Annotated in this window: 46 protein-coding genes; 18 read left to right on the top strand and 28 right to left on the bottom strand. The window is 62.2% G+C overall.

The annotated features are described in order from the left end of the window. Positions 1–45 precede the first annotated feature (45 nt). The 27 genes from NMG70_RS13135 to NMG70_RS13260 form a co-directional block, all read right to left on the bottom strand. A complete protein-coding gene (locus tag NMG70_RS13135) occupies positions 46–1,173 on the bottom strand; it encodes an ATP-dependent DNA helicase (RefSeq protein WP_254024911.1) in 1,128 nt (375 codons plus the stop codon). Continuing rightward, positions 1,166–1,387 carry a helix-turn-helix domain-containing protein gene (locus tag NMG70_RS13140; protein ID WP_254024912.1) on the bottom strand — a complete coding sequence of 74 codons (222 nt, stop codon included), beginning with the start codon at positions 1,385–1,387 and terminating at the stop codon, positions 1,166–1,168. Before NMG70_RS13140 ends, NMG70_RS13135 begins: the two co-directional genes overlap by 8 nt. Next, positions 1,387–1,776, bottom strand: coding sequence for a hypothetical protein (locus NMG70_RS13145; RefSeq protein ID WP_254024913.1), 390 nt, complete (start codon positions 1,774–1,776; stop codon positions 1,387–1,389). The genes NMG70_RS13140 and NMG70_RS13145 overlap by 1 nt, the downstream gene beginning before the upstream one ends. After that, positions 1,776–2,561 (bottom strand): hypothetical protein, encoded by a 786-nt coding sequence (locus NMG70_RS13150; RefSeq protein ID WP_254024914.1) that lies wholly within the window; start codon positions 2,559–2,561, stop codon positions 1,776–1,778. Before NMG70_RS13150 ends, NMG70_RS13145 begins: the two co-directional genes overlap by 1 nt. Continuing rightward, positions 2,554–2,778: a hypothetical protein gene (locus NMG70_RS13155; protein ID WP_254024915.1), complete on the bottom strand. Its 225-nt coding sequence runs from the start codon at positions 2,776–2,778 to the stop codon at positions 2,554–2,556. Before NMG70_RS13155 ends, NMG70_RS13150 begins: the two co-directional genes overlap by 8 nt. Further along, the gene (locus NMG70_RS13160; protein WP_254024916.1) at positions 2,765–3,148 is read right to left on the bottom strand and encodes a hypothetical protein; all 384 of its coding nucleotides are present in this window, start codon (positions 3,146–3,148) and stop codon (positions 2,765–2,767) included. Before NMG70_RS13160 ends, NMG70_RS13155 begins: the two co-directional genes overlap by 14 nt. After that, complete coding sequence (locus tag NMG70_RS13165; RefSeq protein WP_254024917.1) at positions 3,141–3,332, bottom strand: hypothetical protein; 192 nt, start codon at positions 3,330–3,332, stop codon at positions 3,141–3,143. Before NMG70_RS13165 ends, NMG70_RS13160 begins: the two co-directional genes overlap by 8 nt. Continuing rightward, positions 3,332–3,595, bottom strand: a complete 264-nt coding sequence (locus tag NMG70_RS13170) for an acyl carrier protein (protein ID WP_254024918.1) — start codon at positions 3,593–3,595, stop codon at positions 3,332–3,334. Before NMG70_RS13170 ends, NMG70_RS13165 begins: the two co-directional genes overlap by 1 nt. Continuing rightward, complete coding sequence (locus NMG70_RS13175) at positions 3,595–4,068, bottom strand: hypothetical protein (protein WP_254024919.1); 474 nt, start codon at positions 4,066–4,068, stop codon at positions 3,595–3,597. The genes NMG70_RS13170 and NMG70_RS13175 overlap by 1 nt, the downstream gene beginning before the upstream one ends. After that, on the bottom strand, positions 4,068–4,433 hold the full coding sequence (locus tag NMG70_RS13180) for a hypothetical protein (RefSeq protein ID WP_254024920.1): 366 nt from the start codon (positions 4,431–4,433) through the stop codon (positions 4,068–4,070). The genes NMG70_RS13175 and NMG70_RS13180 overlap by 1 nt, the downstream gene beginning before the upstream one ends. Continuing rightward, positions 4,430–4,846, bottom strand: a complete 417-nt coding sequence (locus NMG70_RS13185; RefSeq protein WP_254024921.1) for a hypothetical protein — start codon at positions 4,844–4,846, stop codon at positions 4,430–4,432. The genes NMG70_RS13180 and NMG70_RS13185 overlap by 4 nt, the downstream gene beginning before the upstream one ends. A gap of 4 nt (positions 4,847–4,850) precedes the next feature. After that, the gene (locus NMG70_RS13190) at positions 4,851–6,062 is read right to left on the bottom strand and encodes a hypothetical protein (protein WP_254024922.1); all 1,212 of its coding nucleotides are present in this window, start codon (positions 6,060–6,062) and stop codon (positions 4,851–4,853) included. 53 nt (positions 6,063–6,115) lie between these two features. Then, positions 6,116–6,886 (bottom strand): hypothetical protein, encoded by a 771-nt coding sequence (locus NMG70_RS13195; protein WP_254024923.1) that lies wholly within the window; start codon positions 6,884–6,886, stop codon positions 6,116–6,118. Beyond that, complete coding sequence (locus NMG70_RS13200) at positions 6,873–7,826, bottom strand: YqaJ viral recombinase family nuclease (RefSeq protein WP_254024924.1); 954 nt, start codon at positions 7,824–7,826, stop codon at positions 6,873–6,875. The genes NMG70_RS13195 and NMG70_RS13200 overlap by 14 nt, the downstream gene beginning before the upstream one ends. Then, positions 7,826–8,083: a hypothetical protein gene (locus tag NMG70_RS13205; protein ID WP_254024925.1), complete on the bottom strand. Its 258-nt coding sequence runs from the start codon at positions 8,081–8,083 to the stop codon at positions 7,826–7,828. The genes NMG70_RS13200 and NMG70_RS13205 overlap by 1 nt, the downstream gene beginning before the upstream one ends. Next, positions 8,080–8,463, bottom strand: coding sequence for a hypothetical protein (locus tag NMG70_RS13210; RefSeq protein WP_254024926.1), 384 nt, complete (start codon positions 8,461–8,463; stop codon positions 8,080–8,082). The genes NMG70_RS13205 and NMG70_RS13210 overlap by 4 nt, the downstream gene beginning before the upstream one ends. Positions 8,464–8,465: 2 nt before the next feature. After that, on the bottom strand, positions 8,466–8,759 hold the full coding sequence (locus NMG70_RS13215; RefSeq protein WP_254024927.1) for a hypothetical protein: 294 nt from the start codon (positions 8,757–8,759) through the stop codon (positions 8,466–8,468). Continuing rightward, positions 8,756–8,995: a hypothetical protein gene (locus NMG70_RS13220; protein ID WP_254024928.1), complete on the bottom strand. Its 240-nt coding sequence runs from the start codon at positions 8,993–8,995 to the stop codon at positions 8,756–8,758. Before NMG70_RS13220 ends, NMG70_RS13215 begins: the two co-directional genes overlap by 4 nt. Further along, positions 8,992–9,138, bottom strand: a complete 147-nt coding sequence (locus NMG70_RS13225; protein WP_254024929.1) for a hypothetical protein — start codon at positions 9,136–9,138, stop codon at positions 8,992–8,994. The genes NMG70_RS13220 and NMG70_RS13225 overlap by 4 nt, the downstream gene beginning before the upstream one ends. Continuing rightward, entirely contained in the window at positions 9,135–9,347 is a 213-nt protein-coding gene (locus NMG70_RS13230) for a hypothetical protein (protein WP_254024930.1), read from the bottom strand. The genes NMG70_RS13225 and NMG70_RS13230 overlap by 4 nt, the downstream gene beginning before the upstream one ends. Beyond that, complete coding sequence (locus NMG70_RS13235) at positions 9,344–9,523, bottom strand: hypothetical protein (protein WP_254024931.1); 180 nt, start codon at positions 9,521–9,523, stop codon at positions 9,344–9,346. Before NMG70_RS13235 ends, NMG70_RS13230 begins: the two co-directional genes overlap by 4 nt. After that, on the bottom strand, positions 9,523–10,596 hold the full coding sequence (locus tag NMG70_RS13240) for a phosphoadenosine phosphosulfate reductase domain-containing protein (protein ID WP_254024932.1): 1,074 nt from the start codon (positions 10,594–10,596) through the stop codon (positions 9,523–9,525). The genes NMG70_RS13235 and NMG70_RS13240 overlap by 1 nt, the downstream gene beginning before the upstream one ends. Positions 10,597–10,708: 112 nt before the next feature. After that, positions 10,709–10,903 carry a hypothetical protein gene (locus NMG70_RS13245; protein WP_254024933.1) on the bottom strand — a complete coding sequence of 65 codons (195 nt, stop codon included), beginning with the start codon at positions 10,901–10,903 and terminating at the stop codon, positions 10,709–10,711. After that, the gene (locus NMG70_RS13250) at positions 10,900–11,166 is read right to left on the bottom strand and encodes a hypothetical protein (protein ID WP_254024934.1); all 267 of its coding nucleotides are present in this window, start codon (positions 11,164–11,166) and stop codon (positions 10,900–10,902) included. Before NMG70_RS13250 ends, NMG70_RS13245 begins: the two co-directional genes overlap by 4 nt. 2 nt (positions 11,167–11,168) lie before the next feature. Further along, positions 11,169–11,480, bottom strand: coding sequence for an XkdD/Y8K6 family phage-associated protein (locus tag NMG70_RS13255; protein ID WP_254024935.1), 312 nt, complete (start codon positions 11,478–11,480; stop codon positions 11,169–11,171). A 1-nt stretch (position 11,481) separates the two neighbouring features. After that, the gene (locus NMG70_RS32660; protein ID WP_301555155.1) at positions 11,482–11,613 is read right to left on the bottom strand and encodes a hypothetical protein; all 132 of its coding nucleotides are present in this window, start codon (positions 11,611–11,613) and stop codon (positions 11,482–11,484) included. A gap of 1,090 nt (positions 11,614–12,703) precedes the next feature. Continuing rightward, complete coding sequence (locus tag NMG70_RS13260; protein ID WP_254024936.1) at positions 12,704–13,111, bottom strand: helix-turn-helix domain-containing protein; 408 nt, start codon at positions 13,109–13,111, stop codon at positions 12,704–12,706. Between the two features lie 36 nt (positions 13,112–13,147). On the opposite strand from NMG70_RS13260, the gene NMG70_RS13265 reads away from it, so the two are divergent. Beyond that, positions 13,148–13,402 (top strand): helix-turn-helix domain-containing protein, encoded by a 255-nt coding sequence (locus NMG70_RS13265; protein ID WP_254024937.1) that lies wholly within the window; start codon positions 13,148–13,150, stop codon positions 13,400–13,402. 2 nt (positions 13,403–13,404) lie between these two features. Here the strand turns inward: NMG70_RS13265 and NMG70_RS13270 are convergent, their stop codons facing one another. Further along, the gene (locus NMG70_RS13270; protein WP_254024938.1) at positions 13,405–13,542 is read right to left on the bottom strand and encodes a hypothetical protein; all 138 of its coding nucleotides are present in this window, start codon (positions 13,540–13,542) and stop codon (positions 13,405–13,407) included. Between the two features lie 196 nt (positions 13,543–13,738). Here NMG70_RS13270 and NMG70_RS13275 point away from each other — a divergent pair, with 196 nt between their 5' ends. The 17 genes from NMG70_RS13275 to NMG70_RS13355 all read left to right on the top strand — a co-directional run bounded on the left by NMG70_RS13275 (position 13,739) and on the right by NMG70_RS13355 (position 24,161). Next, on the top strand, positions 13,739–14,209 hold the full coding sequence (locus NMG70_RS13275) for a hypothetical protein (RefSeq protein ID WP_254024939.1): 471 nt from the start codon (positions 13,739–13,741) through the stop codon (positions 14,207–14,209). Then, positions 14,206–14,835, top strand: a complete 630-nt coding sequence (locus tag NMG70_RS13280; RefSeq protein ID WP_254024940.1) for a GcrA family cell cycle regulator — start codon at positions 14,206–14,208, stop codon at positions 14,833–14,835. Before NMG70_RS13275 ends, NMG70_RS13280 begins: the two co-directional genes overlap by 4 nt. Beyond that, positions 14,835–15,347, top strand: a complete 513-nt coding sequence (locus NMG70_RS13285) for a hypothetical protein (protein WP_254024941.1) — start codon at positions 14,835–14,837, stop codon at positions 15,345–15,347. Before NMG70_RS13280 ends, NMG70_RS13285 begins: the two co-directional genes overlap by 1 nt. A 235-nt stretch (positions 15,348–15,582) precedes the next feature. Next, positions 15,583–16,191, top strand: coding sequence for a RuvC family protein (locus NMG70_RS13290; RefSeq protein WP_254024942.1), 609 nt, complete (start codon positions 15,583–15,585; stop codon positions 16,189–16,191). Then, complete coding sequence (locus tag NMG70_RS13295; RefSeq protein WP_254024943.1) at positions 16,192–16,506, top strand: hypothetical protein; 315 nt, start codon at positions 16,192–16,194, stop codon at positions 16,504–16,506. Continuing rightward, a complete protein-coding gene (locus NMG70_RS13300) occupies positions 16,503–16,763 on the top strand; it encodes a hypothetical protein (protein WP_254024944.1) in 261 nt (86 codons plus the stop codon). The genes NMG70_RS13295 and NMG70_RS13300 overlap by 4 nt, the downstream gene beginning before the upstream one ends. After that, positions 16,760–17,149, top strand: a complete 390-nt coding sequence (locus tag NMG70_RS13305; RefSeq protein WP_254024945.1) for a hypothetical protein — start codon at positions 16,760–16,762, stop codon at positions 17,147–17,149. The genes NMG70_RS13300 and NMG70_RS13305 overlap by 4 nt, the downstream gene beginning before the upstream one ends. Continuing rightward, positions 17,149–17,871 (top strand): winged helix family transcriptional regulator, encoded by a 723-nt coding sequence (locus tag NMG70_RS13310; RefSeq protein WP_254024946.1) that lies wholly within the window; start codon positions 17,149–17,151, stop codon positions 17,869–17,871. The genes NMG70_RS13305 and NMG70_RS13310 overlap by 1 nt, the downstream gene beginning before the upstream one ends. Continuing rightward, positions 17,868–18,341, top strand: a complete 474-nt coding sequence (locus NMG70_RS13315) for a hypothetical protein (protein WP_254024947.1) — start codon at positions 17,868–17,870, stop codon at positions 18,339–18,341. The genes NMG70_RS13310 and NMG70_RS13315 overlap by 4 nt, the downstream gene beginning before the upstream one ends. A gap of 26 nt (positions 18,342–18,367) precedes the next feature. Then, positions 18,368–18,934: a hypothetical protein gene (locus NMG70_RS13320; RefSeq protein WP_254024948.1), complete on the top strand. Its 567-nt coding sequence runs from the start codon at positions 18,368–18,370 to the stop codon at positions 18,932–18,934. Then, a complete protein-coding gene (locus NMG70_RS13325) occupies positions 18,931–19,122 on the top strand; it encodes a hypothetical protein (protein ID WP_254024949.1) in 192 nt (63 codons plus the stop codon). Before NMG70_RS13320 ends, NMG70_RS13325 begins: the two co-directional genes overlap by 4 nt. Then, positions 19,119–19,370, top strand: coding sequence for a hypothetical protein (locus NMG70_RS13330; RefSeq protein WP_254024950.1), 252 nt, complete (start codon positions 19,119–19,121; stop codon positions 19,368–19,370). The genes NMG70_RS13325 and NMG70_RS13330 overlap by 4 nt, the downstream gene beginning before the upstream one ends. Continuing rightward, the gene (locus tag NMG70_RS13335; RefSeq protein ID WP_254024951.1) at positions 19,367–20,005 is read left to right on the top strand and encodes an HNH endonuclease; all 639 of its coding nucleotides are present in this window, start codon (positions 19,367–19,369) and stop codon (positions 20,003–20,005) included. The genes NMG70_RS13330 and NMG70_RS13335 overlap by 4 nt, the downstream gene beginning before the upstream one ends. A 56-nt stretch (positions 20,006–20,061) precedes the next feature. Continuing rightward, entirely contained in the window at positions 20,062–20,832 is a 771-nt protein-coding gene (locus tag NMG70_RS13340) for an HNH endonuclease (protein WP_254024952.1), read from the top strand. Next, a complete protein-coding gene (locus NMG70_RS13345; protein WP_254024953.1) occupies positions 20,829–22,679 on the top strand; it encodes a ParB/RepB/Spo0J family partition protein in 1,851 nt (616 codons plus the stop codon). The genes NMG70_RS13340 and NMG70_RS13345 overlap by 4 nt, the downstream gene beginning before the upstream one ends. Before the next feature lie 4 nt (positions 22,680–22,683). After that, positions 22,684–22,950 (top strand): hypothetical protein, encoded by a 267-nt coding sequence (locus NMG70_RS13350; RefSeq protein ID WP_254024954.1) that lies wholly within the window; start codon positions 22,684–22,686, stop codon positions 22,948–22,950. Next, the gene (locus tag NMG70_RS13355; protein ID WP_254024955.1) at positions 22,932–24,161 is read left to right on the top strand and encodes a phosphoadenosine phosphosulfate reductase domain-containing protein; all 1,230 of its coding nucleotides are present in this window, start codon (positions 22,932–22,934) and stop codon (positions 24,159–24,161) included. Before NMG70_RS13350 ends, NMG70_RS13355 begins: the two co-directional genes overlap by 19 nt. The last annotated feature ends 1 nt before the right edge of the window (position 24,162 follow it).

The following is a 24,162-nucleotide window of genomic DNA, read 5'->3' on the forward strand; positions in this document are numbered from 1 at the left end:
TTGAGGGCTTGGGTTTTTGCTGTGTTGAGCTCAGTCATCGCGGCCTCACATGACGATCGTGATGCGCTCGGCGGCGCGGGTGATGGCGGTGTAGAGGTGGCGGGCCCGATTGTCGGGAAAGGCCGAGCTCTCATCGAACAGGCAGACGGTTTCCCACTGCGAGCCCTGTGCCTTGTGCACGGTCAGCGCGTAACCGTAATCGAACTGCTGGGTGCCGTTCAGTTCTTTCCACGGGATCTCGTTGCCGGCACCCTCGAAGAATTCCTTCCGGACCTTGATCTCAACAGGTTCCGTCGAATCAAAATCGAGGGACGAAACATGCATTCGGATGCAGTGGTCGTTGAGGTGGCCCTTGCGGCGCTTCAGCAGCTCGACGACGCGCCAGAGGCCGCCGTTGAATATCCCCTTGTTACGATCGTTCTTGAGGCAGACCAGTTGGTCCGTGACCTCGGGCATGGCGCCGGCGCGGCCATGCAGCTGGCGCATCCGGGAATTGTAGCTCGATCGCGTCTTGTTCAGGCCGACGAGGACCTGGCCGGCCTTCATGACGTGGTCTTGTGTCAGGTAGGAACGCTTGATGACCTCACTGGCGCCATAGACGCCGTACTCGAGCCGGCCGCCTTCGCGGATCGTGGTGGCCATCCGGATGATCGGGTTCTCGGAGGCCTGCCGGTGGATCTCGGTCAGCATGATGTCGGGATCCGCGTTGGTGAAGAAGCCGCCGCCCTTCACTGGCGGCAGCTGCGCCGGATCGCCCAGGACCAGCACCGGAACACCGAACGACAGCAGATCCTTGCCGATCTCTTCGTCGACCATCGAACACTCGTCGACGACGAAAAGTGCGATATCGGCGAGCTCGTCGACATCCTTGACCACGAACTTCTTGACCCCGGTCTCGTGGTTGAAATCGACGTCGTAGATCGTGGCGTGGATCGTCATCGCGCCGCGGCAGCCATTCTTGCGCATCACCATCGCGGCTTTGCCCGTATAGGCCATGTAGCGGACCTCGCCCCTCAGAGCGTCGGCAAAGTGCCTGGCGAGCGTGGTCTTGCCGGTGCCGGCATAGCCGAAAACGCGGAAGACCTGGCGGCGCGCGAGACCACTGCCGTACCAGGCCGCGACAGCCGTCAGTGCGCCGTCCTGCTGTGGTGACCAGATCGGGGCGTCAGCCATTGGAGCGACCTTCTGGACGCCGGCGCAGCATATAGCCCATGCCGGATTCCGACAGGATCGGTTGTCCAGCAGCGCGCAGAAGCCTGATGTAGCGATATATCGTGCGCTCGCAGACGCCGACGCGGCTAGCCAGCTTGTCGGCGGTCGTGACCTCGTGGTCGCCGAGCGCGGCGAGGACCGCTTCCATATTGGTTTCGCGGTGGTAGGCCATCATCAGAACCTCGGCTCGTCGTCGACGTCATCCAGTATCGAGACGTCTTCGGCGGCATCGCCGTCGTACCGGTCAGGAGGCGCGATATAGCGAGAAGCCGAGACGTAAGGCCGGTTGATGCGCATCACGGTGGCCTCGTCGGTCAGCGTGTAGCTGAAGAGCGAAGCGCCGCCATACCAATGCGTCGTCCAGGACTCGATGCCGCCGACCTCAGCCGGCTTCCCTTCGGCCTGGTTGACCGCGATCGTCGGCACGTCGATGCGCAGCATCTTGGCGCCGAAGCGTTCCTCCTCGCGGGAGCGGCCGGCGTGCTTGCGGTGGCCGAAGATCTCGACGATTGCCCATTCGAAGCCCTCGTCGAGAGGTGTCACAGTTTCAGCTGCGGCTTCCATCAGAACCTCATGTCTTTGCGCCAGGCGTCGGGGTCGACGACTTCCGTCGCCGGCCGGGAGGCCTGTTGCGGTTGCGGATCAGTGGTGCGCTTGACCCATTCCAGGCGCGCGGTGTGGACGACATCCTCCCGCTTCGGATCGCTCGGCATGGTCGATTTATGGAGGATCCAGTCGAGATAGCTGGTGGGGACCTCAGAGAAGCGCTTGCCGGCGTGCTCGCCAAAATCGATCTTCAAAAGGCGCAGCGGATTCGCCGAAATCTCGATCATTGTCTCGACGGGCAACACCCGGAGCAGATCGAGCAGAATATGGGCGGTCGTCCAGCTATCGGGTCCCGCGCGATGGACAGGCTCCATCTGTTTGGCGCCGCCGCCAAGCCCGAGCGCATACCAGATCGCACCGTTCTTGTGGCTCTCGAGATTCGGATAGGTGTCCTTTGCACATTTGAACGTGCAGATACCGGGCATAGCCGGTTTCAGGACAGCACGATCGAATGCGAGGTTGTGGCAGCAGATGAAGTCGGCGCCGGTGTTGATCAGCGCACGGGCATCGTCAGGTGCCATACCGTCGACGACATCGGCGTCCTGCAGGTGGTGAGCCGACATCGCGCCGGGCGATATCGGCATGCCGGGATTGACGATGCGGGCATGCGGGCCGCTCTCGATCGCCCAACCCCTCGGGAACAGCCGGACGTCGGTCCAGCCGATCTCGACCAGCTCCTTCGGATCCTCGAGCGCTGTGGTCTCGCTGTCGGCCACGCGAATGAGGGTGAGCGGCTCAGCCATGAGGCTTGCTCCCGAACTTAGCGCCGTCGGCATGACAGATGCGGTGCGCGTCGAGGGTGCGCTCCAGCCCTTCAATCAGATCGTCTGACAGATCATCGATGTAGCTGTCAGAGAGCCGCGCCAAGAGTCGGTGCAGCCGCTCGCCCGGCGCGACGATAAAGGCGGTCCGCAGATATTCCGGATCGATCGGATTCAGATCTCTGTCAGTCACCGTCATAATCCCTGCCGTCGTCCCAGTAAGTTCCGGCCTCTTTTTCGAGGTCGTCATTTTCCCGCTTGATGCAGTCGTCGCAGACGTCATAAACGCGGCCGGCCATGCCCTCTTCGTAGTCGCGTCTCGGCCGGAGATGGGGCTTATGGAGGCTGCACCAGTCGCAGACGCCGGAGTGATCAGCGTTCTTCATCTCCTCGCGATAGGCGTTGAGGCATTCTTGGCACATGTCGTTCATCTCGGACCCGAAGCTATCGGTTTCGCCCTGAATCCGAGCGACGGCCGGCCGGTCTGGATGTTCGTCGCACGACGTGCCATCGGGGAAATCGTGGCCAGAGCCGGGGAGCGAGGAGATGGGGCCGGTGACGTCAGCCACGCTCGCCTCCGGTCGTCTGGTTGGCGAGGTCGGCGCGCGCCACAACATCCATCAGCACGCCAAGTAGGGCCAACTGCTCGCGACGCGCGGTCTGATCCTTCAGGCTCTGCGCCAGTGCGCCGTTGATCAAGGCGAGTTTCTTCAACGCCAAGACCTCGATCGCGCTAATTTCGATGGCGGCCATCAGCGCCGCCCACCGACGCGCTGCTCGATGTACTTGATGGCGTCGCCGACGGTCAGCCATGTCTCGGCATCGAGGTCCGATATCTCGGTGCCGAACTCCTCCTCGAAGTGCATGACGAGCTCGACGAGGTCGAGGCTGTCGGCGCCGAGGTCTTCGATGAAGCTGGCCTGATCAACGACCTTGGCTTTAAACGTCTCGACCTCGTCGAGTGTGACGAGATGCTCGGCAATGATCTTCTTTACGCGGTCTGCGATGGTAGCCATCAAAACACCACCTCATCTTCGCCCACTGGCATCGGGCCGGCGTCAAAGTGCGCGGCGTCGGCGAGATCTGGAGCTGCGCCTGTCGGGAATCCGGCTTCGTCCGCGGGCAGTACCGGCGAGCTATAGATTTCGTCGACAATGGCTGTGGGTGTCGGAATCTCGACGGGCGCGAAGGCCTCCGGATCGAGCCGGCGAACCATGCTCGCGTCGTAAGTGGCGTAGTCGCCGCTCGCGTGCTTCACCCACACCATCTTGTCACTGACGGCTTTGACGTGGCCGAAGGCCCCTTCCCCCTTACCGTAAGAGGCCGCGACGAAATCACCGGCATCAAAGTGAGGTGCAATCATCGTGATCAAAGAGGCGTCGACCGTTGCTCCCGAGCCGATGTCGAGAAAGACCCAGTCGTCCTCGCGCTGGTCGTGCCGCACCGTCGTCTCGATCGACACGCGGTCACCTTTTCTGAAACGTTCCATCAGGCACTCTCCTCTTTGGCTGGTTGCGCTGCGGCATCATTCGCCGGCTCCGGCGCCACCACCTGTGCGGCAACACCGATTACGGCGGTCGCCAGCGCGCGCAGCGACTCGCTGTCCGTGGTCAGGCGCAAGTCGCCTTCGATGACGCGGCGAGCGATCTCGGTGGCGCCGGCAAAGCTCAGCGGCGTCACGATCGCGCGGCCGCCGGCGTCCACAAGCATGACGTCGCCAACGTTGAACGGCTGGTCGATGGTGGCTGGCCCTGTCTTGCTCGCCACCTTCATGGTGCCGGGCTTCGTCACCGAGACGACTTTCCGGCCGTTCGCGAACTTGGCGACGTCTGTGGCGTGAACCTCGACCGTCATACCCGGATGTCCTTGTGGACGTGGACGATGACGGGCTCCGTCTTCGACTTCAGAAGTCTGCCGTCCTGGTCGACGGCGACCTCGGCCTCAGCCTGCGCCCGAATTGAGCCGCGACCGCGTGGCACCAGACGGCCGACCTTGTCCGGATCAGAAGCAATCGCCGCCGATTGCTTGCCACCATCAAGGATGGCGCCGGCGGCGTCGAACGCCGTGATGGCGACGCGGGTTTGCCGCAGTCGTTCTGTGAGGTCGGCGATTTCCCGTTCCAGCGCGACTTCGTCTCCCCGGAACCGGTCCAGCATGTTGGTGACCGAATTCGCGCTTCGATCCAGAAGCGACCCGGGCAACGCGTCCGGTTCCAGATCCGCTTCCACCAACTCGACGTGCGACGTGGCTTTCCGGAACTTGAACATGGCCCTAGTCCTCCTCGACCGAACCGGGCTCCGGCGCCTCGGCGTCCTCTTCGGCGGCAAAGCCGTCCAGCCAGGCCTGCCTTTCGGCCTCCCTGCCCTCGGCCTTGAAATCCGGTGGCACTGCCTTCCTGCTCATGTTGCGGCGATAGGCGGCGCGCCCCAGTCGGGTCGCCTTCGCGATAGGATCGCCGTCGTCCGGGTCTTGGGAGGAGGTTTGGCCGGACGACGGCTGTTGCCCGGTAGCAGTCGCCTTCGGCGTGGTGGCCTGCTTTCCGTGCGCATCGGAGCCGGCGGGGGACGAACCGGCTTCCGATTTTGGGGCCGCTTTGTCAGCGGCGGGTTTCTTGTTCCCGGCGGTCGTGTCGGCACTGTCGGCGAGCTGATCGAGCTTGCCTTTCAGTCCGGCTGGCTGGTCACCGTTCTTCTTGATGGCTGGGAAGACCTCGTCGACATCGGTTTCCTTGCTTTTTACGCCCTGGTACATCGCAAAGAGATCGGCTAGTTCCTCGATGCCGATCTCCTCGGCGCCGGCGACGCCAATGGCGGCGAACACCCGCTCCGGCGTAACCCCGATGCCGGCGAGCGCCTTCATGGCTTCTTCGCGTCGTTCCACCAAGGTCGTGACGTCGCCGCGGATCACATTTTCCGCGTGTTCGAAGGCCTGCCGCCAGACCGCCTTCGGAACCCCCTTCAGGATCGCTTCCCTCATGCCGATCGAGGCCGCGGCGTTGCCGGCGGTCATGATCATGTCCTGCGAATAAAGTCCGCCGTCGCGCTTGGAGATGTTCTTGCGCGTTCGCGCGGTGCGCTTGAGACCGGTTTCGAGGTCATGGAAGACGCCCTCGGATTCCACGTACTTCTCGATCTTGTCGACATGCACCACCCGGGAGGCGCAGTGGCAGTTCCCCCATTGGCTGGCGATGATCTCGGCCAGACGTATGCTCGGTCCACGGATCGTCTTGCCATCACGCGGTACCGCGTAGACGCATTCCTTGGCGGTCTGCTCGTCGAGCATGACGAGCTCGGTGATGTTGCGCATCACGGTCGCTACTGAGCGCGGGAACGCCTTGGCCGTGGTGACATCCTGGTTGAGCTCCGCCATCGCCAGTTGGACGGCGAGGCTCTGGTTGCCGGCAGCGTAACCCGCTGGGAGCGTGGTGAGCTCGCCGGTGCTTCTGTCTACCGTCTCGACGGACTTGCCTGCTTGGGTGTTCATGCTGTGGTTCTCCTTTGGCGCCGGCATCCTGCAGGCGGTTGGTCCGCCGACGATCAGCGGCGGAATGAAGTCTTCTGGTCCTGGAAGATTTCGACGCCGGGCAGCGGCGCCGTGTTCTTGTTGGCACGGACGTAGGCCCGCACAAATTTGTCGATGTCGTCGATCGACATGTACGGCCGCAGCTTCTCCAGCGGGATCTTCGACGGTTCGGTGATGCGATGCGTCCATTTGGCAGTGGCGGAAACAGTGCCAGCCTCGGTGCGCGTCGGGCCTGATCCGGCGGTCACGGCCTCGTTGACGAGCACCGCCGCCCTGTGTTCGGCGTCCGCGGCTTCCTGCATCAGCACATCGCCGAGCACGCTGTGAGTTGAGGCCGCGGCTTCCTCGAGCTTGCGCTTCGCCTCTTCCTGGGCGAGCCGCGCGACTTCGGCGGCGGCAATCCTCGCCTCCTCGCGCTTCTTCGCGTCATAGCGGCCGACAATGGTTTCGAATGCGGACTGGATGTTCTCCGGCCGGGTAATGACGGTGTCGAAGAACCGGTTCGTCTCCGTGACCTCTTCGCGCAGCGGCTTCGTAGTCGCCAGCTTGGTTTCGCCGAGTCGTTTCGCCAGCTTTCTCGCCTCGATGCCGAGGGCGATGAAGGGATCGCGCTCGTTGTCGTTGGCGATCGCACCATCGGTCAGCGCGTTTTTCGCGGCCGTGGCGCGCTTTGCGAGGTCCTCGACCTCGTCGAGCAGCGGCTTGAACCGGTCGCGCAGGATATCGGCGGTCGTCGCCAGATTGTGCCCGGGTCCCGCTATGGATGGGGCGTCAGAAACTTGCATTGATATCTCTCCTTGGTTTGACGCGCAGCACGCGGGTTTGGGATGACGGCACGAAGTGGCCGGAGCGGTGCGAGGTCCGAGCTGACACTTCCCAGTTGGCGGTCTCGCCGATCTCCGCATTGCCGAGGGCGCGGAGGATCTGAGGGCGCAGCTGCTCGACAACCGCTTTTGCAGAAGCAGCTTCGACGCGGGCGCGGTCGTATTGATGGACGAGCATGTCGAGCTCGCGGTCGCCGGTGAGATCACGCCTGGCCGGCATGCTGTCGCGGTATACGTCGAGCACGACGCGAGCATCGCGCAGCCAGTCCGGCTCCGGCTCCTCGCCGCTGGCGACCATCGTCCAGAACTCGTCGACCTTGGCTACCAGGCGGTTCCAGAGCTTGAGATGGATAGGGACGTCGATGAGATGCAACTGCAGGGTGCCGCGCCAAGTGATCACGATCAGGGCGACGCAGGTCCATGGACAGCCGGTCAATTGAGCCTCTGTTATGGCCTGGACGGCGATCCACGTGGGCGGCACAACCTCCCCGGTGTCCGGATCGAGCCAGAACTCCTTGAAGGCGTCTTCCGAGGCCGTCTTGATTTGGCAGTTCCCGGTACCGAAGCGATCTGGTCGTTCCAGGAAGGCATCAGGTGTCGCGCCGATCCGGCGATCTGGATCACGGTAATAGGCGCGGTCGTTTTCGTAGGTGACGGTCCACTCCGGAAACCGCTTTCGGATCATGGCGACGACAACCGGCTCCATGAGGTTGCCGCGCTCCATCGCCTCCGTTTCTTCGGTGTCCGGTGAGAGCCGGCCGGTTTTCTCAGCCCAAAGCGAATATGGGGTCGTATATGGATGTGCGCCGAGAACCGCGGCGGCCACCGAGGCGGTGACGTCCTGGCCGCGGGCGGCAAGCCAAGCCTGGCGATCGGCTGGTCGGATGATCTCGATCGACATCAGAGCACCGCCTGCGCGCACGTAAGAGCCTGACGCATCCGGTGGCGGAGGCTATCGCAGGGCATGTCCAGATATTCTGCGACCGTCCCGGCGAGATCAGTTAGCGCCGCTATCTTCTTGTCCTGCTCGATCGCCACATCGATCTGGCGCATCTGGCTGCTCGACCACCATCCTTTGCCCGCCTCCCGGGCTTCCTGGAGCATGTCGAAGAACAGGGCCGCCTTCTCGGCTTGGGCGGGTGTCGGAACGTCCGTCACGGCGCGTCCTCCCAGTCCGGGTAATAAGGTTCGTATTCGTGGTGCTCGATGAGCCAGGTCTCCATGCGCTCGCGCTCGGCGTCGGTGAGGCGAGCGGCGCGGCCGGCGAACCAGATCCGAAGGTTCAACCAAGCGAGCGCGCAGGATTGCCAGATTGAGCGGCGAGCGAGGACCCACTTGATGTCATACTGGCGCTGACAAAGCGCTTCGAACTCCGGCGTGCTCGGCCAGGCATCGACGATCTCTACCTCGCAGGCGTCACCACCATCGGCGCCGTACATCGGCGAATAGGTAGGTTCGCTGCCTGGCGCGAACGAATACTCGACGGTCACGGGCAGGCCGTTGTCGCGGGTGAAGTCCTGGAAGTAGGTGGCCGTCATGATCACGCCCACCCTTCAAGGAATTTGACCAGCGCGCCGTAGATTTGCGTGCGCTCCTCGCGTGTTTCGGGTTCATAGCCGCTACCTGTCGGCCAACCCTCGACCTCCATCGCCATCTTGGCGGCATCGAGCAGCTGCTCGACCACTTCGGTGGTGAACGGCCCCGTCATCACGCCATCACCTTCGCGGGCGAACCGCAGAAGTTCGGCGCAGGCCTCGGCCGCCTGAGATGCCGCGGCGATCGCCAGATCGCGGTTCTTCGTTTCGGCTTCGTTTTCCGGAGGGATGTCGATCATGACTTCCGCCTTTCGGCGAGCATGGCGTCGGCGTAGGCATAAGCCCGCTCAGCGCTACCGATGATCGATGGGCGGCAATTGGGCGTCGCTGCGAGGTCACCCGCCAGCGCCTGCCCGGCGAACCAGTCGCGAAGCGTCATGCCAGTTTCTGGATATGGATACCCCTGGGCAGACTGGCCTGAGGCGTCGCATGGAGGCATCAACGGGAAGGCAAAGCCGCCGGTTTCGCGTGTCATGGCTTGACCTTCCACTTGACGTGACAGCTGCCGAGCTTGCGCCAGAAGGCGATGTAGTCATCGGCGTCGACCGGCCGCTCGAACTCGCGGCGGAACATCGCGTATGGCGGCATGCTCAAGGCGTAGATCGTGACGACCGTCATGGCTGCGACCCCGATTTGAGCCAGAACTGGAAAACGACGGTCACCTCATCGCGGCCGAAGCTTCCAACCGTTTTGCTCAGGACGTGGCCGGTCTCCTTTTCGCCATGGTCGTGGACCGGCACTCCGATCTTGTCGAAAGCCTCACGATCGGTCATGCCGACGTAGACAAGGCTCTTGTCGCTGACGCCGATGAAATCGGGGGGGGTCATTGTTCGACCTCCGTCGCCGGCGGTATCGGCTGCCGGTAGCCGAGCCGGACCTCGAAGGTGCGGATCAGCTCCTCGACCTGGCGGTCCTTGTTAAAACGCTGCCGCTTCGCCCAGTTCAAAACCGTGAATGCGTCGTCGGCGAGCTCGATGAGCTGGGCGTCTGTGAGGCGCTCCATCACGCGGCCTCGCTCTCTGGCGGCTTTGCAGCCAGCAATTCGGCATAGCGGTCGTGGATGCTGGCGCGGTCGAGGAACCCCGACCGAAGGCCCAGCAAGTCGGAGATCTCGCGACGGACACCGGCAAGGATGTCGGCTTCGTCGTCGGTCAGCATGCGCAGCGGCCAGCCCTTGACGTAGAGCATGGGTTTCGTGACGCGCTTCTCGGCCGCCATGCGCGCAAGTGCGGCACGCTTGGCGTCAGCAAGGGCAGTCCGCCCCGGCGCATCGAGAAGGTCCGGCGCGATGTCGCCCAGCCAGCGCGCTCCCTGGAAGGCAAACGAGCTCGAGCATTCCAGCCGAACCATCTGGCGATAGAGGTCGTGAGCCTCCGATTGCGCCGATGCCGCGGTCAGGTCGGCGACGTTCGACATAATGCAGAACCGGCACGAGACGCGGGACATGCCGAACACGCGGTAAGCCGGATGAGGCGGCAAGCCGCTGATTTCGATGTAGCGGAAGACTGCATTTTCGGACCAGTCGATGATCGGTCGCCACGTCCAAATCCGCCTGTCGGCGTCTGGGCTTGCAATCGTTGCCTTGGCGCGCGCGGCGCTTTCCTGCCGGCGAACGCCCGTGACGTTGATAATCTTCTGTGCAGGGAACCGGCGCTTTAGCTCGGCGGTGATGACGTGGGTCTTGAGTTCCGAGGTGCAGAACCGCATCGCCGGCGTCGACCAGCACGGCACAAGCGTCACCGTCGAAAGCGTCTCGTAGCGAACCTTGCTGCTTTCCCAGCGCGATTCCCAGCGCTCCATGAGGCCACCAGCCTTGCGACGCACCACGACAAGGTCAATGCCGGTATGGTTGGCCAGCTTGTCGCACATAGGCAGGGGATCATTCCATTCGACGATGCCGAGGTCGGCGTGGATGAGCAGGCGAGGACCGGCATGGCCAATTCTGTTCAGGTAGGCGACTATGGCAACCGCCGCAGCGTGGCTATCCTTGCCGCCGGACACCCCGATTGCCACCGGAGCATTGGCCGCAAGCAGTGCGGCGATTTCTGGTGTCGTAGCGATAAGCCGGACTGTCATGGCAGCAAGCCTTTGATCGCGATAACGATGCCGGCGTGGGCGAGCGCGGTGTACAGCGCCGCGACCAGGAGGATGCGCTGGCGCGTCATGAACGTTTCGATCTGGTGCACCATCAGTTCCGGCCCTCCGCGTCGTCGAAAATGGCGATCTGCGTCTTGATGGCGTCGATACGCCGGCGGGCCGCAGCCATCTCGATGTCGCGGCGCTGGTGATTGTCGATCATGTCGGCGCAGACGATGTCTCGTTCTGCGCGACCGAGATCGCTGAGGAGATCGTCGAGGCTTGGGACAATGGAGGGTGCGCTCATGGTGCAGCCCCCTCACGATGGTCCTTCAGCGCGGCAGCGGCGGCATCGAGCGCTGCGTTGGCGCAAGCTGGACAGAGATCAGCGAAGTCAAGACGATCCTTGCCGCCATAGGCGTCTGCGCTGCGACCGCCGATAGCCTTCATACCGCCCCATGTGCCGGGCCTGCTGAAGTTACGCGATGGCCCGCTTCCAAGTACGATTTTCTCGACCGTCAGGCCGCAGTTGTCGCAGCGGATTTTCGGAATGATGTCGACCTCGGCCATGGTCAGCCCTCCGCCTTAGCGGCCGCGATCCGCGCCAGCTCATAGATTTGGCCCAGCAAGGCGCGCATACGCTCCGGCGAAACTTCGACGTCATTGACAGCGATGTTGAAAAGTTCTTGCCCGGCGATTTGATCGAGTGCCGCGAGCATCTCGGGCGCCGCCGCCGCGAGGCGCGCATCTTCTGGTGTCTTGAAAACGGCGACTGTCTTATTGCGGAAGTCATCGCCCTCGTAGACCGTGCGGCGAACCTCCTCAAAGCTTTCGAGCCTACCGACGAACCAACGACGGGGCGGCGTTTGCTTTGGCGCGCCCATCTCAGCGCACCCACAGATGTAGCACGTACGCCGCGACGGTTAGCGTCGGCGGCGGCACGAAGAACACTATGAGGCATTTCGCGAACTCGGAAATGTTGTCAGCGATGACACGGGTGACGTTTGGTTTTGGCATCAGGGGTCTCCAATGCCACGGATATTATGCGCAAACGGATTTCTGTCAACGAAGAAAATGCGCAAACGGATAATTTTATGCAGGGCCCAGGATGGAGTGCCTCGCGCGCGATAGCGCCAAGTTATGATTCGTAAGATCTCCGACGCAGTGAGTGCGTCAGCACTCACACTTCAGCGAAGCGGGACACAGAACCGGTGGAAGATATGCGGAGCAGAGAATCGTAGAGCTCAACCTGGGACGGTGAATCGTAGAGATCTATGATTTAAGGTTAGAATAAATCTCCAACCGAGCGCGCGAGAGCGCGGGCGGATAGACCGCCCGCTCGGTGCTTGTCAAGACGGTTATCTTCAATCTCGGGCGGTTAGGAATCGTCACCAGAGAGGGCGCGCGGACGCTTCCTGGTCGACGTCCTGGCCAAGATATCGACGGCAGATGCGGTAAGATCGAGCATCTTCGTGCGATCGTCCTCAGCAAGAGTTGCAAGGACCGGCCGAAGGATCTCCGCCAAGCGCAGCGCTGGATCAGGATCGAAAGTCCTATCTAGCCGCTCGAGGATTTCCTTGTTCAAGCTGTTGCGCCCCTTGGCAGCCAGCAATTTCGCCTTGAGTTCAGGCGTTAATCTGAGATGGAAGCTTGGCGGATCTGGCAGTGACATGCCCACGTTATGACCGAAGGAGGCTTGTGCGGAAATAGTTCCAGATCGCCCCAAAAACTAATCGATTTGGTACTATCTATCCCCGTTATTCACAGGGCGATTGTTACAGTTGGACATGTCTTGTTAACGTCTCTCAAAAGATTCTATTAGTAAAGTCGTGTCAATTTGGGACACGCCCAAACAGACCGGTAACAAACCATTAGGCGACACACTAAATAACGAGAATAAAGGGTAGGGACCGGGAGTGAGAACTGCGAAGAAGGCTTACGAGCCGAACAGACGTGCTGTGCTTTCAGGGCTGTTGGTGGCGACAGTGGTCGGCCCAACAGCGGCGAAGCAGGAACAAGATCTACGTGATCAGGTCAGGCGCAGCGCCGAAGCGCTGGCGGCATCGATGTCGGCAGCTTACGGCGGCGACTACTGGATACATATCGATCACGATTCTGGCCTGGCCGCGGTTTCCCGGGTTCTCTCATAGGTATCGGCGACGCCTTCGGCATAGCTGATGATCTGGCGAAATAGGCCTTCGGGCGCGCCGTCAAGCCGGTCGAAGACTTGCTGTATTCTCCTAAGCCACGAGCCTTGCGCGCTTTCGACAGGCGCAGCTCTGCTGACAAACTTGTCATAGGCTTCGTTGATGGCGTCGCGACGAGGACCTTCCGGCTCTGCGCCGGACAGCCACCGGTGTACCGTTGACTGAGACACGTCGAAATACTCGGCGAGCTTCTGCTGCGTCCAATGGGTCGCGTTCAAGATCGCGCGGATTTTCTCATCGATCTTCATTTTGCTGACGTTACGCCGCAGTGCGGATAAACAAAAATCCGCTTGCGCATAAAATTCCACTTGCAAACTATCCGTTTGCGCATAATATCCGCGTCCATGAGCACTATTCGCCATATCCGCACTGCTGTTTTCAAACTTAGCCAGGCCGAGTTCGCCGCGTTGGCAGGCGTGGGGCAGGGTTCGGTATCCCGGTGGGAGAACGGCACGCCTCTCTCTCTGCAGGAAATGCAGTCGATCCGCGAAGCCGCCATAGCTCGCGGCATCACCTGGGACGACAAGTTGTTTTTCGAGATTCCGCCCACAGCCGATTCCACTCCCGCAGAAGCCGGGCATCCCGCGGGCGCTGCCTGATGTCATCGCCGGCCAAAGATCGCCGCCAGTCGCGCCAGCAGGCCTGGCTTCAAAGCTTTGAGCAGGCGCTCGGTCTCGATCTCCGCCTCGATATGGGCGATCCGATTCTGCAGCTCTTTGATGATCGCTTGCAGGTCCATTTTCCTACCCCGATATGGCTGCGGCTCCGTGCTTTCGCCGGAGCCGCTCTCGATTTCCTTTCGCGTGGTTCCCTGGCGCGTGACTGCCGGTCCCTAACCGTCTTGGTGGGTCCGGTCCCGGTCCGGACCCACCTCCTTTCTTTCTTCGGTTCATCTCTCTCTCCGTTCGTTTCCGTCGCTGGAAATGGAGATAGCAATGATCGGTTCTGGAAACTCAGAACAGCCTTCCGAGGTCTCAGAATTCCATTCCGAGGCTCGGCGGCTTGGCGGTGGTCTCATGTCTAGCGTGGCCACCGCTCAATCGCTCACCAAAGAGCTCGGCACCATCCTCGCGCCAGGTGAGAAATGGAAGCGACAGATCAGTGCAGTGCATCGGGCACTGACCTCCGACCAGTTTGAACACGCTCTCAGCGGCCTGACCTGGAGTCGGGTGAAGACGTGGTTTTACGGTGAGGCCAGGCGTGTAAACTATGAAGAGGTTGTGGCACTGCGGGAACTGCGGGCCATCGAGGAGGCTAGACGTGCAAGGCTCAAACTCGCCGCCACGGCGAACATTCTGGCAGCTCATCTTGCCGCGGAGGGTGCGCCGCTCGATTGCCACCAAATGCGTGCTTTGGGGCGACTCGCTGGCGCGCTGGATCTATCCGGAAGCGGAGACGCCAGATGAGCGATCTCCCGGACTGGACAAGGATAGATCCCGCCGAACGTGACCGACTGCTCGTCGGCTATTGCAATGACGGTCTCACCGCCCGGGCGATCGCCAACAAGTTTTTGAACTGCAGCCGGTCCGCCGCGATCGGCCGCCTGCATCGACTGAAGCTCAAGCTCAATAATGGCGAGCCACGACCGGGCGGGCCAGGAAGAAAGCCAACACCGGTCAGTCAAGACGGCAGCAGGCTCCTGAAACCCGCCCCTGCCCGCCGTGTCTCCAAACTCGTCCAACAGACCAGCTCATGGCGCGGCGCCAACAACCCGCCAGCGACAGATTTCAAAGCCCGGGCTGAACAACGAGCGGCATCGCCTGGACTGCCGGCGCATCTCGTCACCGGTGAAGCACGTCATCCTGTCGCTGACCTCACCGTTGTTCCGGTATCCCGCAACTTGAAGCTGGTCGAGCTCACGGAGCGGACCTGCAAGTGGCCTGTCGGCGATCCGCAGGCCTTGGACTTCGGCTTCTGCGGCAACGATGCGTCGTCAGAGGGACCCTACTGCCGGTACCACTCCCGGATCTCCTACCAGCCACCAACAACCCGCCAGCGCGCCGGCCTCCGGTCAGCGGAAAGGATCTCCTGATGACCAAGGTCCACGAACGTCCGAATAGAGCATCGCCTTCCGAGGCGGGTTCCTTCGTCGAGGAGTTCGATCGCCTCGAACAGGACCGCGAGGAGAAGATCCGCGCCTTGGACGCCGAGTTCAAGGTGAAGAAACGGGCAATCCAGAAGGCGATCAACGACGATCAGAAGGAGATCCTCGAAGACGCCAAAAAGCACGGCGTCAACAAGGGCGTCATCCGCGCGATCGTCGATGCGCAGAAGTTGAAGCGTAAAGCGGAAGCCATGATCGAGCGCGCCGACGGAAAGGTCGATGGGCTCGAGGATGACGACCGCGAGTTCGCCGTCGATATCCGCCAGGCCCTAGGAGACAACTTCGCTAGCTTCGGCCTCGGCGCCGCGGCGGTGCAGCGCGAGGAAGGCCACGACGACGACAAGCAGGACGAAACTACTGCGGCTGTCGTCGCGGCTGTCAAGGGCAGCATGACCGACGAGGAATGGAAAGCCGCCGGCGGTTCCGCCGCGGCGCACTGAATTCCGCGAGAGCGGATCGAGAAGGGGCGGCGGAGTGAACGACGCCAAGGATGCTGCTGGCAAAGCCGAGAAACGTCACTGTGCAGCGCCTGACCGGGCCTTCGGGCCCGGTCGCCCCGACCAGATGGAGTGACAGCTTGTAGGTGGCTGCCGACCATCCAAACGACAGGCAACCTTCTGACCAGGCCGGGAAAGCAGCGGTCACCAATTCGCCCGAATGGGCTCGAGGTTTGGAATGACTGCTCCACGCATCCTTGCGATCGACGCCGCTCGACGGCTTGGGTTCGCCTATGGTGCCGCAGGTTCGCGGCCGACCTCCGGCTCTATCGAATGCGCTCAGGAAGGCGCGTCACGCGGCGCCATCTTCTCCGGCGCCGGTCGCTGGATCACGGGCTTCATCTCGGCCAACCCGGTCGATGTGCTCGCCATCGAGGCACCGCTGCCTGGTTCATTCGTCCAGGGCCACACCAACATCAGCACCGCCACGATCCTGCTCGGCATGCCGGCCGTTCTTGAGTTTATGGCCTTCCAACTGAAGGTCTATCGCCACATCCGCATCAACCAGTCCTCGGTGAAGAAGCATTTCGTTGGTCACGGCCAGGGCGACCAGAAGTCGGCCATCATGGTGAAATGCCGGGCGCTGGGCTGGATCGGTAAGGACGACGCCGATCAGTCGTTCGATCGCAGCGACGCCCTGGCGGTGTGGTCCTACGTCGAGGCCGATGTCGCGCCGCGGTTCACGCAACCCGTTGATGACCTCTTCATCGCCTCGGAACGCCGCAAACGCGAGGCCGAGGAACTGAACCGCCGGTACGCGCCAACCCAGATCCCGGAAAGGTTTTAGATGGAATATCACCTCGGGCAGCTCGTCGCCTGTATCGACGATCAATTCAAGTTCACGGCGGAATGCCCCGCCGGCATGATGATGCCGAAGAAAGGCACCGTCTACCGCATCCGGACACTAGATTTCTTCCGCGCCCGCGGCAACTCGACGGCGCGACCGTTCCTGCGGCTCCAAGAGATCGTGAACCCGCCGTTCGCAAGCATCGTAGGTCCCTACGAGCCGGTGTTTGAGGCCAGCGCCTTTCTGCCTCTCGACCCCCGCCGGCTCGAAGTCTTCCGTAGCCAATTCTCGCCGGTCGACCAGGTGCCAGCATGAGCTACCGCGATTGGCATGCCGGGATGAAGGTGGTCTGCGTCGACAATCGGGGATGCCAGATCCTTCTGCAGGTTGGCGCGATCTACACCGTGCGAGCATTGGATGCCGAGTGGGTCTATCTGGCTGAATTGTCGACCATTAGCGAATGCCCAGATAGCTCGGGTTATCTTCCGCGCCGCTTCCGCCCCGCCCAGCCACGCAAGGCCGACATCTCGATCTTCACCGCCATGCTCATCGATCAAAAGGTGCCCGCATGAGCGCCCGCCCTGTGAACGGCCGCATGCGTGGCAACCACTCGCTTAGCCTGGCGCTGGCGATCGGCGTGCTGATCGCTTCTGTTGCATTCATCATCTTCGTCATGTGCGGCGCCGCCCGCTCGCATGAAGCAGTGCCGACCGCAGCGGCACCGCAAGGTTGGGCTTATCCCTTCAGCTGTTGCTCCGGCTACGACTGCCGCGAGGTGCCAGACGACTGGATAGTCGAGGGTAGCGACGGCTACCGCATCGTCATCAGCAACGAGCTGATCCCGATGTCGGACACTAGGATAAAGCAGTCGCCCGACGGCCGATTCCACTGGTGCAGCGTCGCCGGCGCCAATGACGGTAAGACGATCTGCCTCTTCGCACCACCAAGGGGGATGTGATGCGCGTCATCGTCCTTGCCCCGAGCCGTGAGGTTGAAACAGATCTGCGCATGGCGGCGGAGAGCGCCGGTTTCGAATCGGCAGGTGAGCCGATCCCACAGGAGCTCTGCAGCGCGCTCTATCGCGATCCGGATTCCATAGCGGTGATCCGATCGCCGAACAGCGCTTTCGCCGCGGTGACCTGCCGCGATTTCCGCAAGGCCGATGTCCGGAACCTGATCTTCGTGCTCCTCGATGCCGGCGTATGGGATAGCGGCTCCGCTTCCCTGATCCTGAAATGCGGCGCCGATGACGTCCAGCCGGCGCCGATCCATAGCGATGAATTCGTAGCCAGGCTCAAGGCGCTGGCGCGGCGCGGCGCCTACAACGACCATCTCTTCATCAAGATGCCTGGCTGCGTCTATGACGCCGAGACCGGCAACGCTGAGGGAGGCGGCCGGAAGCAGCACCTCACCCAGACAGAGGCCCGCCTGCTGACTGCGCTGGCGCTCGATCCGTCCAAGATCTTCTCGAAGGCCGATCTCATGGATCACATGTACGGCGGCGAGGAGGAACCGGAACAGAAGATCGTCGACGTCCTGGTCTGCAAGCTCCGCCGGAAGCTTATCGAGATGAACGATGGTCTCGATGTTGTCCGCACGGTATGGGGCCGCGGCTACCAGTTCGAACCGAAAGGCTTCACGCCGGATTATCGTGATGCCAGATCGAGGCGGTCGAGATGACCGTTCGCCCATTGCGCGACATCCTGGCTGAATGCATGCGCCGGGAGCGTTACGGCCTGATCCGCCCGCTCTGGGCTGACGCCGACGACGACAGCCGCGAAGAGGTCCGCCGGCGGGCGGACCATCTCATCCGCATCCTGGCCGACTATGGCGTCCAGATGGTGCGCGCCGGCGAGCCAGCGCCAGCGGACACGCCAGCGGGGCCGACGATCGTCGCCAACCAGGTCTATGCGCAACCCGAAACCGTGCGCGAGGTCCGCGTCGATGCAGGCAAGTTCTCGATCGTGACCATCAAGGGCGGCGAGACCACCGTCGAGCAAACCTTCACGCTGAACGATGTGATGCTCAATGCCGGACTGGTGCTATCCGGTGATCCCGCCGCGAAGACCATCAAAGACCTCGGCAAGCAACTCGCCGCAGTCGAGGAAATTTATCGTCTCGGCGCTGCCTCAGCTGGAGGTGGCAAATGAGAAGCCCATGCACGGTCCCTGGATGCGTGAAGTGCAGCGCCGGACTTGGATATTGCGCAGCGCATCTGCGCCGTTTTCATTTGCACGGCGATCCGCTCGGCGGCGGCCCTTCGCCGGGGTTTGCCCGCAAGTTCTACGAAGACGTAGTCCTGTCATACGACGGCGACGAATGCCTGATCTGGCCGTTTCATCGCACGGCGCAGGGCTATGGCGTCATGAATGTCGACCGGAGGCCACAGATCGTCTCGCGGTTGGTTTGCACCGAGGTAAAAGGACCTCCGCCAACACCGAAACACCAAGCGGCGCACTCTTGCGGCAAGGGGAAATCGGGCTGTGTCACCAAGGGTCACCTCGATTGGAAGACCCGCGTCGACAATGAAGCGGACAAGTTAGAGCATGGGACTCGAATTCGCGGAGAGATGCACCCGAAAGCGAAGCTGACCGATGCTGATGTAGCAGAGATTATCTCGCTCAAAGGTACGGCAAGCCAATCCGAATTAGGCCGCCGCTTCGAAGTCTCTCGACAGACCATCGGCGAAATCCACAGAGGCGAAAAGCGCCTCAACGCCGCCGGCATGGGTGGCGGCAAATGACCGGCCCGCTTTCAACCGCCAGCCGCCAGCTCGAGGAGCTCGTCGACGTCACCGCGGACTGGTCCGTCGATCTTATTCGCCGCGCCGGTGCCGACTTGGCGGACGCGCTCGACCATGCCGCACGGCGGGATATCGAAGGCGAGCGCGATTGGCGAAACCTCACCACTAACGGGAGATTCCAATCATGAAAAACCGCATCACCGACCTCAACGATCACCTGTTCGCGCAGATCGAGCGGCTATCCGCTGAAGGCCTCTCTGGCGATCAACTGGAAGCAGAGGTCCAGCGCACCGATGCGATGGTCAAGGTAGCCGACATGATCGTCGACAACGCCCGCCTCGGCATCCAGGCGGCAACGCTGGTAGCCAACCACGGCGACCGCTTCCGCAAGGATCTCCCCATGCTCTCGGCACCCAAGGAGATCGAGGGCAAATGAAAGGCCGGCAGATCCGCTACAGCGACGAGGAGCTTTCGTTCGTCGAATGGAGGCAGGCGATGAGCCGGCGCGCGCTTCATGCGGAGTTTGTCGCCAAGTTCGGCCGCCCGGAAGTCACGCTGGATCAGATCAAGGCGCTGTGCAGCCGCAAGGGCTGGTCGACCGGCCGCACTGGTTGCTTCGAGAAGGGCACGACGCCGTTCAACAAGGGAAAGCCTCATCCCGCGCGTGGCAGGGCTGCGGAGACACAATTCAAGAAGGGCAGCATAGCTGGAGCGGCGGCCGCCAAATACAAGCCGATCGGAACTGAGCGGATCAATAAGGACGGCTATCTCGAGCGCAAGATTCACGACGGCATGCCACTCCAGTCGCGGTGGCGACTTGTGCATCTCATCCGCTGGGAAGAGCTGAACGGTCCGCTCCCGCGAGGCTCGGCTCTCAAATGCCTGGACGGCAATCGCCGGAACACGGAGCCATCGAACTGGCGGGCGGTACCGCGAGCGCTGCTTGCGCGCCTCGGCGGACGCTACGGGCGCGGCTATGATGCGGCACCATCTGAACTCAAGCCGACGATACTGGCGATCGCCGAATTGGAGCATGCCGCCCGGGAACGCTATCGGGGGCAAGCATCATGAGGCGGGGCCGCATCAGCTACAGCCCGACCGAGATGAAGTGGCTGGAAGCCAACCGCATGATGGTCATCAGCGACTATCATCGCGCCTTCCAGGCCGAGTTCGGCCGGCCAGATGTATTGCAAGTCCACCTCCACGGCCTTCGCAAACGGTTGGGTTGGAAGGTCGGGCGTGATCCTGGCCGCCTTGCTGGACGGCACAACCGGTACTCCACCACAGAGATCGCCTGGCTTCGCGATAACAGCACGATGGAGATAAACGCCTGGTGCGCTGCTTTCCGCAGGCAATTTGGCCGCGATGACGCAACGCCTGCAAAACTGCACAGCCTGCGCAAGCGCATGGGCTGGAAAACTGGCCGTACCGGGCGATTCGACAAAGGCTCGGTGCCGTGGAGCAAGGGTAAGAAGCTGCCGTTCAATCCGAGCAACGCGGCGACACAGTTCAAGAAGGGTCAGTTGCCGCAAAACTATCGCGGTCCGGGACATGAATCGATCGACGACGATGGCTACGTCTGGATCGTCACCGATCAGCCCAATCCGTGGACGGGCGCCTCGACATGGCGAGTCCACAAGCATCGATGGCTTTGGGAACAGGCCAACGGTCCAGTACCGGAAGGCATGGTGCTGAAATGCCTTGGCGAAAAGTCAAACAGTGACCCGTCAAACTGGGAGCTGGTTCCGATCGGGCTGCTGCCTCGCCTGAACGGTAAGTCCAATCGCGGGTACGACCGCGCCCCCGCCGAATTGAAGCCCACGATCATGGCCGTGGCAAAGCTCGAGCACGCCGTCGCGGCGCGCCGCAAACCCAAATCAGAAAGGATACCGACATGACCTTGCAGACGCGCACGGCGGCACTCGCCGATCTGGAGCTCGATGACGACATCAACGCTCGCCGCCACCGCAATGACGAGGGGATCGAGGAGCTTAAGGCATCGATCCGCGCGCACGGGCTCGCGCAATCCCTGCGCGTCAGACCTGCCGAAAAGGCGGGACGGTTCCGCATCGTCGCGGGCAGTCGTCGCTACCGGGTGCTCTGCGAACTGGCGGCGCATGGCGATACCGCCGCTGGCGTCCTGGTTACGGAGGAATTCCCGGTTCCGGTTATCATCGGGTACGAGGACGACGACCAGACGGCACGCGAAATCAGCCAGGCCGAAAACCTGATCCGTCTCCCGCAGCATGAGGCCGACACCTACGAAACCTTCCGCGAGCTTGCCGATCGCGGTCTCGGCGAGGATCGGATCGCCAGTCGGTTCGGCATCGATCCGAAGCGGGTGAAGCGGATGCTGGCGCTGGGCCGGCTAGCACCGATGATCCTGGATGCATGGCGCGACGGTACTCTTGACGAGCGCGGCCGGGGCTTCGAGGTGGTCCGCGCCTTCACGCTGGCGCCCTCCATCGAGGATCAGGAGCGCGTTTTCAAGAAGCTGGTGAAGGACCGTAATCTCCATAGCGGCGCCGTGCTGGCTTCGTTCGGTGGCAACGATCATGACGCCGCGAAACACATCAAGATCGCCGGACTGGATGCCTACCGCGCCGCCGGCGGGCAGGTGACGCAGGACCTCTTCGGGGACAACCACATCATCGCCGACAAGGCGTTGGCGAAACGACTCGCCGACGAGAAGATCGCGGCGACCATCGCCGCGCTGAAGGCGGAGGGTTGGTCGTGGGTCAGCATGGGCGCCGATCTCGGCTACTACTGGGAGCACAGCTGGAAGCGCGAGAAGCCCAGCGACGGCAAGGCGACGGCCGACGAGAAGAAGCAGATCACGAAGCTGAAGAAGCTGGCCGCCAAGGACAATGTTGTCGCAGCCGGCCACCTCAACGATCTGTGGAAGACGATCGCGGAACGCCAGTGGACGCCGGAGCAGCTTGGCAAGGCCGGTGCCGTCGTGAAGATCGGGCACCACGGCGACCTCGAGATCTGTCGCGGCGTCGTGAAACCGCAGGCAGAGAAGAAGACATCTTCGCCCTCCGGCGCGCCGAAGGAGAAAGGTCCGCCGACGATCTCGAATGCGCTTCATCAGCGTCTGAGCGGCCAGGCCACGCTCGCGATGCGGCAGGCGCTTCAGCAAGAGCCTCGCATCGGTCTGGTCGCCTTGCTTGCGGGCTTCATGACGCACCGGCGCATGCACGTCGATAGCCCAGTGCGAGTCTACCATGAAGGGTTCGGCAAGACCTATGGCGAGGACAAGGAGACCTTCGCCTCGGTCTTTGCTCGCCTCATGGATATGACGGATGAAGAGTTGTTCCAGGTTGCAGCAGGGTGTGCAGCCGAAGCCGTGCACATGGAACGGCCCTACATCGGCAAGCCACCATTCGACGCGAACGCGGCACCGCTCGCTGCCGCTATCAAACCGAAGTACCTGACCGGCGCACTCCTAGAAACGTTCGATGCCGCCGACTATTTCGGCGGTGCATCAAAGCCATTCGTCATCACCGCGATTCGCGAGGCCCTCAACGACGATGAGGCCCGCAAGGCGGAGAAGATGAAGAAGGCGGAGCTAACCGCCTTTGCGCTGGCCAACGTTCCGCAGACTGGCTGGCTGCCGCCCGAACTCAGAGCGCCGACCTATTCGGGACCAGGCGAGATCCCGGCGCTGACGGAGGCGCCACCAACGGAGCCTGATGACGACGATCTCGTCGACGAGGAAGAAGACGAGATGGAGGACGCCTAATTTCATGGCGATCCGCATTCGAACTGTCGACGGTACCCGGGTTGCCCTGTGTGCCGTCGAAACCGATCCTCTCCCAGGTGACGTCTATCTGGACGATACCGATCACTACGCCCTTGCCGCGAAGTTCCGGCACGACTGGAAGGCTCGACCTGACGTCTGGCCCGAATATCCAGTCGAGTGGGCCGCTATGGCAACGCAGAAGCTCCGCGATGCCGAGGAGGAGCTGACCCGCTGGCTTGAAGGAGCATCAGCGTGGAGGGTGGAGCGGTGAGACAGCCCACCCTGTTCGACGGCTCAAAACGGCTAGTCTATGACGAGGCTGTAGACCTCACGCTGCAGTCCATGCAGGCCTACGGCCCGGCGCATGACCATTGGGGCATCGCCTGGTCTGGCGGCAAGGACAGCAGTGCCACGCTCACGCTGATCGTGCACCTTCTCGACACCGGTCGACTATCGCGACCAAAGAGCCTCACGGTCTTTTACGCCGATACCCGGCAGGAACTGCCGCCCCTCGCAATCGCGGCATCAAGCATCATGCTGCAGCTCCATCAGCGAGGCATCCGCTGTGAGGTCGTCACGGCCCCGCTCGATAAGCGATTCCTTGTCTACATGCTCGGCCGTGGCGTGCCACCGCCGAACAATCGAACCTTCCGTTGGTGCACCAGGCAAATCAAAGTCGACCCGATGGCCGATGCGATCGCGGCGCGTCTCGATGAGCTAAACGGCAATGTGCTGATGATCACCGGCGTCCGCGAAGGCGAGAGCGCCATCCGCGACGAACGGATCCGAATGTCCTGCGGCAAGGATGGCGCAGAATGCGGTCAGGGCTGGTATCAGGAAGTTCTACCTCAATCGAAGGGTGTCCGCGGCCGTATCGCGACACTGGCGCCGCTGCTGCACTGGCGGGTCTGTAACGTCTGGGATTGGCTTCGGATTTACGCCCCCATGCCGGCATATGGAGCGTGGGAAACGTCAGCGATTGCCGATGCCTACGGCGGCGACGAGGCCGAGGAGGTCAACGCTAGGACAGGCTGCGTAGGTTGTCCGCTTGCCAGCAAGGAAATGGCGTTGGAAACCATTCTCGCGATGCCTGCGTGGTCATACCTCGCGCCGCTGCGGGACTTGAAGCCAATCTATCGGGAACTCAGGGAAGACGATAGCAAGCGCCTGAAAAAGACCGGGCTTGATGACGATGGATCGCTGTCGTCCGGAAAGAACAAGCAGCGCAAAGGCCCACTGACCTTCGAGGCCCGGCTCGACGCTCTGGACCGCATCCTTGCGATACAAGCGGCATGCAACGCCGCCGCTCGATCGCTCAATCGGCCAACCATCGACATTCTCAATCGCGAAGAGGAGGAACGCATCCGCGAACTGATAGCAGCCCAGACATGGCCCAACGGCTGGGATGGCGATGAGCCGACCGCCGACACCCCGATGGACATGATCTTCAGGGACGGCTCCGTTCAGCCGCTGCTGGTGTAGC

The sequence above is a fragment of the Mesorhizobium ventifaucium genome, from assembly GCF_935822925.1.
Lineage (GTDB): Bacteria > Pseudomonadota > Alphaproteobacteria > Rhizobiales > Rhizobiaceae > Mesorhizobium > Mesorhizobium ventifaucium.